The following is a 6,388-nucleotide window of genomic DNA, read 5'->3' as shown; positions in this document are numbered from 1 at the left end:
TGGCTTCCTCGATTCCGAGGGCCGACTCCACGAGCGGGATGACCGGGGTCTTGCCGTCCATGCGGTGGAAGGACTCGGTGACCTGGTCCGCGGACTCCGTCTTGGCCAGCATGACGCCCAGCAGGCCGGGCGTGCCACGCAGTCCGGCGAGGTCATCGGCCCAGAACGGGCTCGTGGCGTCGTTGATGCGGACCCATGCCTGGCCGCCGGCGGTCAGCCAGTTGATGACGTTCTCGCGGGCAATGTCCTTCTGGGACGGGTCCACGGCGTCTTCGATGTCAAGGATGATGGCGTCCGCACGCGATGAGGCCGACTGGTCGAAAAGCTCCGTCTTCATGGCGTTCACGAGGAGCCAGGAGCGTGCAATCTCGGCGGGAATGTTGCGGGTGGACCGAATGGACTCGGCGGCGGTGCTAGACGTCATGTATCTACCGTATCCGGCCAGCCGCCGGGAACGCTAAGAATCGGGCACCGGTGTGAGCATCAATACGAACAAAACGATTGTGACAGGAGGCCCCGCCCCCAACTAACTCGCAGTTGTTGTCCTTATGAGCCGTCAAAACGACATCTAATGCGAGTTAGTTGGGTTTGGCGCGCTTTGGGGAGCCCGCAGCTCAAACCAGCTCAAACCAGCTCAACCCAGCCACGCAGGGCGAAATGTGTCCCCCTGTTGCCCGGAGTTGCGCGGGGATTTCGCCGGATTGCCCTCGGTTTCCCGGCGTTTCCGAGGGTTACTGCCGGGCTTCCCCTGACCAGTGGACATGCGCTTACATCGTTCCCACCGGCAGTTCGGTCTATTCCAGAACAGGTCCGGACCCACGAATTCCACTCCCCAGAAAGTAGCTCCCATGAAACTGCACCAGCCCCTGCTAAGCGTCGCGGCCGCCGTCGTACTTGCGCTGACGGTGACCGGCTGCGGCGGCAATGCCCAAGCGGGAGACCAAACAGCCGGTCAAGCAGAAGTCAAAGAACTCCGCTACCAAGGCTCGGCCAACAACGTCGGCCTCCCTGAACTGGCGGCGGACCTCGGTTACCTGGGCGACATCAAACTCAACTGGGTAGGCAACACCACCAGCGGCCCCCAGGACATCCAGTCGGCTGCCACCAACCAGACCGACTTCGGCGGCGCGTTCGCCGGGGCCGTCGTGAAGCTGATCGAGGCAGGGGCTCCCGTGACCGCCGTCGTGAACTATTACGGCGAAGATGCCAAGACGTTCAACGGCTTCTACGTCAAGGCGGACAGCGCCATCAAGACTGCCAGGGACCTCATCGGCAAGAAGATCGCCGTCAACACCCTGGGCGCACATTCGGAAGCCGTCATCAACACCTACCTCAGCAAGAACGGCCTCAGTCAGGACGAAATCAAGCAGGTACAGCTGGTAGTGCTCGCGCCCAACGACACCGAAGAAGCCGTACGCCGCGGCCAGGTTGATGTTGGAAGCTTGGGCGGGGTCCTGCAGGACCATGCCGTTGCCGCCGGTGGACTGCGCTCGCTCTTCAACGACTATGAACTCTTCGGCACCTTTGCCGGCGGACAGTACGTGCTCCGCAACGACTTCATCGCCAAGAACCCCAACACAGCCCGGATCTTCGCTACGGGCGTGGCCAAGGCCATCAAGTGGGAGACCGAGACGCCGCGCGACCAAGTGATCGCGCGCTTCAAGAAGATCATCGCGCCCGCGGACGCAATGAGAGCACCGCGAACCTGCAGTACTGGAAGAGCCCTGGCGTCCCCGACAACGGCGTGATCAAGGACGAGGACTTCACGCGCTGGTCCGCGTGGCTGAAGAGCTCGGGGATCGTCAAGAACGACCTCACACCGTCGAAGTACTACACCAACAAATTCAACGATCTCGCAGCAAGCGCCCCAACCCCAAGTACCGCGAAGATAGTGATGACCGCCAAAATCAGCCTCCGAAATGTCACCAAGCAATTCACCGTCCGCCCCGGAAAAGGCGGCAGGGCCGGCGCGACAGGCAAGCCAGGCGCGAAAGAGCCCACCACACTGACCGCCATTAGTTCCCTCAGCTTGGACGTGCGCGACGGCGAATTCCTCACCTTGGTGGGGCCCAGCGGTTCCGGCAAGACCACCTTGCTGGACCTCCTGGCTGGCCTGTCCACGCCCACCTCCGGCGAGGTATTGGTGGACGGCCAGCCAGTGACGGGACCCGGAAAGGACCGTGCCGTGGTTTTCCAGCAGTACGCACTCTTCCCCTGGCGCACGGCGTCGGCCAACGTGTCGATCGGACTCGAAGGCAAGGGAACCGACGGCCGCAAGCTCAACCGCCGCGAACGTGCCGCCAAAGCAAGGGAATACCTCAAGCTGGTTGGCTTGGCCGGCTTCGAGGACCGTTTCCCGCATGAGCTTTCGGGCGGCATGAAGCAGAGGGTGGCCATTGCCCGGAGCCTCGCCTACGAGCCCGATGTGCTCCTCATGGATGAACCCTTCGCCGCCTTGGACGCCCAGACGCGTGAACAACTCCAGGACGAACTCCTGCGGATCTGGCGGGCCACGGGCAAGACAATCGTCTTCATCACCCACGGCATCGACGAGGCCGTGTACCTGGGGCAGCGCGTCGCCGTCCTCAGCGCCCGGCCCGGACAGCTCAAGCAAATCGTGGACGTGGACATCCCGGACCGCGACGGCGAGGACGACATCCGCTCGCACCCCGCCTTCGTCGAACAGCGGCACAAGGTCTGGACCCTGTTGCACGACGAAGTCCGCCTTGCCCAGGATGCCGGCCATCGCAAGATCCTGCCCGACGGCACGGCCCCGGATGAAGTCCCTGGAACAACTCTCGAAAGGAGCGCGGCCTGATGACCACGACTCTCACGCAACAGCCCGCGGCGAGCGCCGCACCCAAGCAAGCTCCCGCCGTCGGGCACTCCGGTTCCGTTGAGGCGGGGCGTCTGAGCACGACGGCGACTCTCGCCTTTGTGCGGACCGCAGCCGCCCGCGCCGGTTCCGGCCTGTGGAAGGCCGCGGGGATCATCGCCTTCTTGGCTCTCTGGGAACTGGGGCCGACATTTCTGGCCAGCCCCTCGACCCGGGTATTCCTGCCGCCATTGCATGTGGTCCTGGAAGCATGGGGGAAGCTGTTCGAATCCGGCACCATCCAGGGGCATTTGGCCGCGAGCCTCACCCGTTCGGTGACGGGATTCGGCGCAGCCCTCGTGGCTGGCGTTACTCTCGGTTTGCTGATCGCCTGGTACGGGCGGCTCAATGCGGTGCTGAACCCGCTCCTGGAACTGTTCCGGAACACAGCCGCGCTTGCCCTGCTGCCTGTGTTCACGCTGCTGCTGGGGATCGGCGAGGAGTCCAAGATCAGCATCGTGGCCTACGCGGCGTTCTTTCCGGTCCTGCTGAACACGATCGCCGGGGTGAAGACGGTGGACCCGCTGCTCATCCGGGCCGCGAAGTCGCTCGGCCTCTCAAGCCTTTCGCTCTTCCGCAAAGTGATCCTGCCTTCTGCGGTGCCCACCATTTTCACGGGAATCCGCATGGCCGGCACGGCGTCCATCCTGGTGTTGATCGCCGCGGAAATGGTGGGGGCGAAGGCCGGGCTCGGTTACCTGATCGTGAATGCCCAGAGCAGTTTCCTCATCCCGGACATGTACGCCGGCATCCTCACGGTGTCCCTTCTGGGCTTGGCCGTGAATTTCCTCCTTGTAGCCCTGGAACGGCATTTCTCCCGCTGGCGGACCGCCGTCGGGAGCGGGTCCTGACCGTCAATCCATCCATCTAGTCACAACCAAGTCACCACAGAAAAGGAACAAAAATGTCCATCATTACCGAAACCAAACTCGAATTCGCCAAGCTCGGATCCCGGATCGGCGCCGAAATCCGCGGCTTCGACCTTAGCGGCGATCTCTCCCCGGAAACCGTGGGGCAGATCCGGGCCGCGCTCAACGAACACAAGGCCCTCGTTTTCCGGGAGGCCAACATTCTCAGCGACGAGGCCCAGGTGAAATTCGCCAGCCATTTCGGCCCGCTCACTACCGCCCATCCGACCGTGGCCTCCGTGGAGGGCGAAGAGAACGTCCTGCCCGTGGACAGCGAGAACGGTTCCGCCAACAATTGGCACACCGACGTCACATTCGTGGTCAACCCGCCGCAGGCTTCCACTCTGCGCAGCATCGATCTTCCGTCCTATGGAGGCGAAACCCTGATTGCTTCTTCGGCGGGAGCGTACGCAGACTTGCCGGACGAGCTCCGGAGCTTCGCGGACACGCTCTGGGCCATCCACACCAACGACTACGACTACTCGGTGCCGAAGAACCTGGAACATGAGAACGCCGATGAGCGCCGCAAGGAATTCACCCGAATCAAGTTCGAAACCGCCCACCCCGTGGTGCGTGTCCATCCCCTGACCGGGGAGCGCGGATTGTTCATTGGGGGCTTCGCGCAGCGCCTTCGGATCGTGGGGCTGTCCAACACCGAGTCGAAGGACATCATCCGCTTGCTCCAGGCTTACGTCACCCGTCCGGAGAACGTGGTGCGCGTGAACTGGGAGCCGAACCAGCTGGTGCTCTTCGACAACCGCATCACCCAGCACTACGCGCCGGACAACTACGACGGCCAGCCGCGCAAGCTCAACCGAGTGACTATCGCCGGCGACATCCCGGTGGGCGTGGACGGCAAGCCGAGCCAGTCGATCCAAGGTGACTCGAGCACCTACTCAGTTGTCGCGCCGCTGTAGTAGCACGCATGTGCTGTTGTAGCTGCCTTAGCCAACTAGCTCGCATTTAATGTCGTTTTCAGGGCTCATAACGACATCTAATGCGAGCTAGTTGGGTTTAACGCGCTTTAGGGGAGCTTGCTGCCCCGCGCAGCCACCCACAGGCCATACCACTCGGCGCGCGTCATGGCTGCGGCAACGGCGGCAGCGTCCGCGCAGGCAGCGATCCGCGCCGGGTTGGAACTGCCGAGCACCGGGGAAATGCGTGCCGGATGCTTCATGAGCCACCCCAACAACACGGCCTCGGGAGTGACACCCTTTGCTTCCGCAAGCTCGGCGACAAGAGCGGAAGTCGCAGCGTCCGCGGCAGTCGGGGCATCCGGCGTCGAGCCCGTGTACCGGCCCTGGGCGAGGGAACCGTAGGCCTGCAGCTCAATCCCCTGCGCGACGCAGTGTTCCAAAGTGCCGTGCGGGAAACTGTAGCCAAGGGCATCGTCATGGTTGACCAGGACCGTGCTCTCGAGCCATGCCCGCCGGTGCAGGCTCATTTCCAGCTGGTTGGCCACGATCGGCACCTCCAGCCGGTCCTGCAGGAAAGCGATCTGCGCGCCCGACATGTTGGACACGCCCAATTGCCGCACCTTGCCTTCCGCCATGAGTTGCCCGACGGCGGACGCCACCTCCGCGGGTTCCATCAGGGGGTCGGGGCGGTGGAGAAGCAGCACGTCGACGTAGTCGGTCCTCAGCCGGTCCAGGCTTCCATTGACCCGCTCCAGGATGGCGTCCTTGCTGAGGTCGTAGTGTCCGTCGACCCCAGGCCGGCTTAGCCGGATTCCGCACTTGGTCTGGAGCTGGATCTTATCCCGCAGCCCCGGCGTCTGAGCCAGGACTTCACCGAAGACGGCCTCGGACTTGCCGCTGCGGTAGATGTCGGCGTGGTCGAACAGGGTGATCCCGATGCCCATGGCGGCCTCGATCGCGGCCGCGGCCCGCTCGATCTCGGCAGCTGCGTATTCGCTGCCCTCCCAGGGACCTCCAAGGCCCATGCAGCCGTAGATGAGCCGGCCCGCGGCTGTTTCACTTTGTGCAGTCATTTTCCAACTCTTTCACGTGCAACTGGCCCGCAGTTGTTGTCGTTTACAGCCTTCAAAACGACGTTAACTGCGGGCCAGTTGGGTAGGGGGGTGCGGGTTAGCGGGTTAGACGATCCAGGCGGTCGTGTTTGCCGGGAGCTTGCCGCCGTCGAGCGGTGCGCTGCTCACGACGACGGTGCCTTCCGGAAGTGCCACCGGCTCGGTGCCGAAGTTCGTCACCGACTGCCAGCCGTTGGGCCGCGCGAAGTGCAGCACCGACTCGTTGCCGGAGGGGATCCATTCAAGGTCCTCGGCCGCCCGCAGTTCCGAACGCAGTTCCAGGGCCTTGCGGTACAGCTCGAGCGTGGAACCGGGAACGTTGTCCTGCGCCTCCACTGCGTAGCCCGCGAACCATTCAGGCTGCGGCAAGTGGGCATGTCCCTCGCCGAAACCGAACGAGGAACCTTCGCTGGTCCACGGCAGCGGGACACGGCAGCCGTCCCGGCCGACGTCCACTCCCGGGTTGCGGAAGAACGCGGGGTCCTGGCGCTGGCCGGCCGCGATGTCGCCGACTTCCTGCAGGCCAAGTTCTTCGCCCTGGTACAGGTACGCGGAACCCGGCAGTGCGAACATGAG

At 63.7% G+C, this 6,388-nt stretch carries 7 protein-coding genes; 4 read left to right on the top strand and 3 right to left on the bottom strand.

Translation table 11 applies throughout. The features are described 5' to 3' along the window. The coding region (locus AHiyo1_RS01030) for an HpcH/HpaI aldolase/citrate lyase family protein (RefSeq protein WP_253257103.1) at nucleotides 1–424 on the bottom strand (424 nt) is incomplete at its 3' end. A 424-nt stretch (nucleotides 425–848) separates the two neighbouring features. On the opposite strand from AHiyo1_RS01030, the gene AHiyo1_RS01025 reads away from it, so the two are divergent. The 4 genes from AHiyo1_RS01025 (at nucleotide 849) to AHiyo1_RS01010 (ending at nucleotide 4,700) form a co-directional block, all read left to right on the top strand. Next, entirely contained in the window at nucleotides 849–1,748 is a 900-nt protein-coding gene (locus AHiyo1_RS01025; RefSeq protein ID WP_253257102.1) for an ABC transporter substrate-binding protein, read from the top strand. 146 nt (nucleotides 1,749–1,894) lie between these two features. Further along, nucleotides 1,895–2,818 (top strand): ABC transporter ATP-binding protein, encoded by a 924-nt coding sequence (locus AHiyo1_RS01020; protein ID WP_059387330.1) that lies wholly within the window; start codon nucleotides 1,895–1,897, stop codon nucleotides 2,816–2,818. Continuing rightward, complete coding sequence (locus tag AHiyo1_RS01015) at nucleotides 2,818–3,726, top strand: ABC transporter permease (protein ID WP_059387329.1); 909 nt, start codon at nucleotides 2,818–2,820, stop codon at nucleotides 3,724–3,726. Before AHiyo1_RS01020 ends, AHiyo1_RS01015 begins: the two co-directional genes overlap by 1 nt. Before the next feature lie 53 nt (nucleotides 3,727–3,779). Beyond that, complete coding sequence (locus AHiyo1_RS01010; RefSeq protein ID WP_059387328.1) at nucleotides 3,780–4,700, top strand: TauD/TfdA dioxygenase family protein; 921 nt, start codon at nucleotides 3,780–3,782, stop codon at nucleotides 4,698–4,700. A 107-nt stretch (nucleotides 4,701–4,807) separates the two neighbouring features. Here AHiyo1_RS01010 and AHiyo1_RS01005 read toward each other — a convergent pair whose 3' ends face one another. Both AHiyo1_RS01005 and AHiyo1_RS01000 read right to left on the bottom strand, forming a co-directional pair. After that, nucleotides 4,808–5,773: an aldo/keto reductase gene (locus AHiyo1_RS01005; RefSeq protein ID WP_059387327.1), complete on the bottom strand. Its 966-nt coding sequence runs from the start codon at nucleotides 5,771–5,773 to the stop codon at nucleotides 4,808–4,810. 105 nt (nucleotides 5,774–5,878) lie between these two features. Continuing rightward, the coding region (locus AHiyo1_RS01000; RefSeq protein ID WP_445286175.1) for an alpha-amylase family glycosyl hydrolase at nucleotides 5,879–6,388 on the bottom strand (510 nt) is incomplete at its 5' end.

The sequence above is a fragment of the Arthrobacter sp. Hiyo1 genome (assembly GCF_001263615.2).
Taxonomy (GTDB): domain Bacteria; phylum Actinomycetota; class Actinomycetes; order Actinomycetales; family Micrococcaceae; genus Arthrobacter.
The sequence above is the reverse complement of the archived record's forward strand: the minus strand, read 5'-3'. Positions and strand labels throughout refer to the sequence as shown.

What these genes read in the sequence shown, in the direction of transcription:
- AHiyo1_RS01010 (WP_059387328.1), top strand. Translation starts at nt 3,780, where the DNA reads ATGTCCATCATTACCGAAACCAAACTCGAATTCGCCAAGCTCGGATCC.
- AHiyo1_RS01005 (WP_059387327.1), bottom strand. Translation starts at nt 5,773, where the DNA reads ATGACTGCACAAAGTGAAACAGCCGCGGGCCGGCTCATCTACGGCTGC.
- AHiyo1_RS01020 (WP_059387330.1), top strand. Translation starts at nt 1,895, where the DNA reads ATGACCGCCAAAATCAGCCTCCGAAATGTCACCAAGCAATTCACCGTC.
- AHiyo1_RS01025 (WP_253257102.1), top strand. Translation starts at nt 849, where the DNA reads ATGAAACTGCACCAGCCCCTGCTAAGCGTCGCGGCCGCCGTCGTACTT.
- AHiyo1_RS01015 (WP_059387329.1), top strand. Translation starts at nt 2,818, where the DNA reads ATGACCACGACTCTCACGCAACAGCCCGCGGCGAGCGCCGCACCCAAG.